Origin of the sequence: Streptococcus mitis, assembly GCF_001579035.1 — a bacterium.
GTDB lineage: Bacteria > Bacillota > Bacilli > Lactobacillales > Streptococcaceae > Streptococcus > Streptococcus mitis_J.
Window position 1 is genome coordinate 349,672 of record NZ_KQ970287.1, and the last position, 3,453, is coordinate 353,124.

Sequence of the window (3,453 nt, forward strand, 5' to 3'; positions counted from 1 at the left end):
AATAAACAGTGGTTAGAAGCGCTAAATGCTCCAACGACAGCTTTTGCATGGTAATTTGCTTGTATAACTCAAAAGGGCTACATCACTTGATGGCCCTTTGCTTTTATCTTACGTTTAAAAGAACTCATTCTTGCCATTTCAAATAGTCCATCTATACCTTACAATTCTTCCGATGAGTTTTGAGTTTTTTCAGAGCCCAATCATAGTGACTGGAGGTGCTACTGACAAAGTAAGAACCTAGACTTGTCCCGCCGGTCCACTTATAGACACCTTTGCTAAAGAGTTCGTCATTGCTAAAAACTTCTATCAACTCTAAAACATCTCTATGTGATTGTTCTAGGAGTCTAGTCGCTTCTTCTATGGAGGTTTTCTAGTGCTTTTTCCAAAAAGCGACATTCATCTCCCCATAAGTTTTCCAATTATAAGGTTCAGGGAGAAAAGGTTTTTCGTGACCTTCTTGATTAGAATATACCCAAGTCGAAAGTAACTGATGCCATTCATAAAGATGAATCAGGACATCCCGTAGATTTTTATCCCTTTTCCAGTGAGCTTCTTTTTTCTTTGGGTCTCTTGAAAAATCAAATGGAGTCTGTAGCTCATCTTCACTTAATTGAGAGATGAAGAGGTTAAGCTTTTCATAATTTTCCTTAGAGGCTAATACTAGTTCCTCTTTTGTTTTGGGTCTAGGCACAGAGTTCTCCCTTCATATTACTAGTTATTATGAGTATTTTAATCTTGTAATCTTTGTTCAAAATTTAAAATTACAAATTTCTACAACTTATCCTTTAATTTCTCAACAAAGAGATAGGCTGCTGGGCAGGTCAAGGTATTCTTAATCGTCAAATGGTTGATTTGATGGATTTTTTTACGGTCGGTATGGGGAAATTCACGACAGGCCTTTGGACGAACGTCATAGATAGAACAGAGGTTATCTCCTCCTAAAAATGGGCAAGGCATGGATTTGAAAACCTTGTCTCCATCTTCATCCACCTGCAGAAATTCAGCTTCAAAGGCCGGCAATTTCATTTTGAAATATTTTGCAATACGGGTGATGTCTGCCTCTTTGAAGTCAGGACCCAAAGTCTTACAACAGTTAGCACAGGCAGTACAATCAATCTCCGCAAAGACTTCTTGGTGAATCTGCTGGGCAATCTTGTCTAGGTTTTTAGGAGGTTTTTTCTTTAGATTGGCTAAAACTTTACGATGCTCCTTCTGCTTTTGCAAGGCTAGCTGATGGTAATACTCAATATCAATTTCTTTAGACATGATTTCTCTCTTATTCTATTTGTTTACCCTATTATATCATGCCTCTGACTCATTGAAAAGTGGACTTTATAAAACCATATTTTCTAAAATGCGTCAAAAAACCTTGCAACTAGGTTACAAGGTTAATGACATTAATCGAAGTTAACGTATTCTTTTTGAAGTTCAAGAACTTCTTCCATTGTTGAACACTCTGTAAGGGCACGATTAGCGTACTCTTCCATCTTAGCAGTATCCAATTTCTTCATCAAGCTACGTGTACGAAGGACTGATGTTGCTGACATAGAGAATTCATCCAAGCCCATTCCGACAAGAAGTGGAACAGCTGTTTGGTCACCTGCCATCTCACCACACATACCAGCCCATTTACCTTCAGCATGAGCTGCCTTGATAACGTTGTTGATCAAGCGAAGGATTGATGGGTTATATGGTTGGTAAAGGTATGAAACTTGCTCGTTCATACGGTCTGCCGCCATTGTATATTGAATCAAGTCGTTTGTACCAATTGAGAAGAAGTCTACTTCTTTAGCAAATTGGTCTGCAAGCATCGCTGCTGCAGGGATTTCAATCATGATACCAACTTGGATGTTATCCGCCACTGCAACTCCTTCAGCAAGAAGGTTTGCTTTTTCTTCATCAAAGACTGCTTTAGCTGCACGGAATTCTTTCAAGAGGGCAACCATTGGGAACATGATACGCAATTGACCATGAACAGATGCACGAAGAAGAGCACGGATTTGCGTGCGGAACATTGCATCTCCAGTTTCAGAAATAGAGATACGAAGGGCGCGGAATCCAAGGAATGGGTTCATTTCATGTGGCATATCGAAGTAAGGAAGTTCCTTATCTCCACCGATATCCATTGTACGAACAACCACTGGTTTACCATTCATTCCCTCAAGAACAGCTTTGTATGCTTCATACTGCTCATCTTCAGTTGGAAAATCTTGAGAATCCATATACAAGAACTCTGTACGGTAAAGTCCAACAGCTTCAGCACCGTTGTTGTTAACACCTTCAACGTCTTTTGGAGTACCGATGTTAGCGGCCAACTCGAAGTGTTTACCGTCAGCAGTCACTGTTTGAGCATCTTTCAAAAGTGCCCATTCAGCTTTTTGTTTAGCATAAGCTTCACCAGCTGCTTTAAATTCTGCCGCTTGTTCATCTGTTGGGTTGATAATGACTTCACCAGTAATTCCGTTAACGGCAAGGATATCACCGTCTTTCACTACTTCAGTGATGTTATTTGTTCCCAATACAGCTGCAATTTCAAGTGTACGTGCCATGATAGCTGAGTGGCTTGTACGTCCACCGATGTTTGTTACAAAAGCTTTTACAAAGTTTTTGTCCAATTGAGCTGTATCAGATGGTGTCAAGTCATGCGCAATCACGATTACTTCTTCGTTGATAGAAGCTGGGTTTGGCAATTTCTTACCAAGAAGGTTTGCCAATACACGTTTTGTCACGTCGCGGATATCCGCTGCACGTTCTTGCATGTATGGGTTGTCTTCCATGCCTTCAAAGATAGTGATGAACATGTCAGTCACTTCTTTAAGACCTGCTTCTGCATTGACTTTCTTAGCACGGATTGTTTCTTTAATCTGACCAATCAATTCTGGGTCAGAAAGAACCATCAAATGAGCGTCAAAAACTTGAGCCGCTTCTTCACCAAGCGTACCTACAGCTTTCTCGCGGATAAGAGAAAGCTCGTTTTGAGAAGCTTCAAGAGCAACATCCAAACGAGCCTCTTCTGCGTTTGTATCTTCGACTGAAATAGTCTCGAATGACAAATCCGGTTGAACGAGTAGATATGCTTTTGCAACTGCAACACCGTCAGATGCTGCGATTCCTTTAAGCATTTCTGTCATTTCCCTTATGCCAATCCTTCTTTTTCCATTGTTTCTGAGATTGCAGCGATAGCGTCATCTGCATCTGCACCTTCAGCTGAGATAGTTACGTCAGCACCTTGGCCAACACCAAGACTCATAACACCCATAATTGATTTAAGGTTAACTGATTTACCTTTGTACTCAAGAGTGATATCTGAAGCAAATTTGCTAGCAGTTTGTACCAACAATGTTGCTGGACGTGCGTGAATACCTGTTTCTGCCACTACGTGGAAATCTTTAGAAGCCATAGTTTGACTCTCCTTTTGTTCTTTCTTTTTTGAGTTATATGTGATAACCCTTA

General features: G+C 40.4%; 3 protein-coding genes and 1 pseudogene. All 4 read right to left on the minus strand.

The features are described from left to right. Positions 1-151: 151 nt before the first annotated feature. A pseudogene (locus tag SMIDD26_RS06130) lies at positions 152-691 on the minus strand (ClbS/DfsB family four-helix bundle protein). An 80-nt stretch (positions 692-771) separates the two neighbouring features. Then, a complete protein-coding gene (locus SMIDD26_RS06135; RefSeq protein WP_000031476.1) occupies positions 772-1,266 on the minus strand; it encodes a YkgJ family cysteine cluster protein in 495 nt (164 codons plus the stop codon). A gap of 131 nt (positions 1,267-1,397) precedes the next feature. After that, positions 1,398-3,131 (minus strand): phosphoenolpyruvate--protein phosphotransferase, encoded by a 1,734-nt coding sequence (ptsP, locus tag SMIDD26_RS06140; protein ID WP_039704008.1) that lies wholly within the window; start codon positions 3,129-3,131, stop codon positions 1,398-1,400. Between the two features lie 5 nt (positions 3,132-3,136). After that, on the minus strand, positions 3,137-3,400 hold the full coding sequence (locus SMIDD26_RS06145) for a phosphocarrier protein HPr (RefSeq protein ID WP_000146947.1): 264 nt from the start codon (positions 3,398-3,400) through the stop codon (positions 3,137-3,139). Between the last annotated feature and the right edge of the window lie 53 nt (positions 3,401-3,453).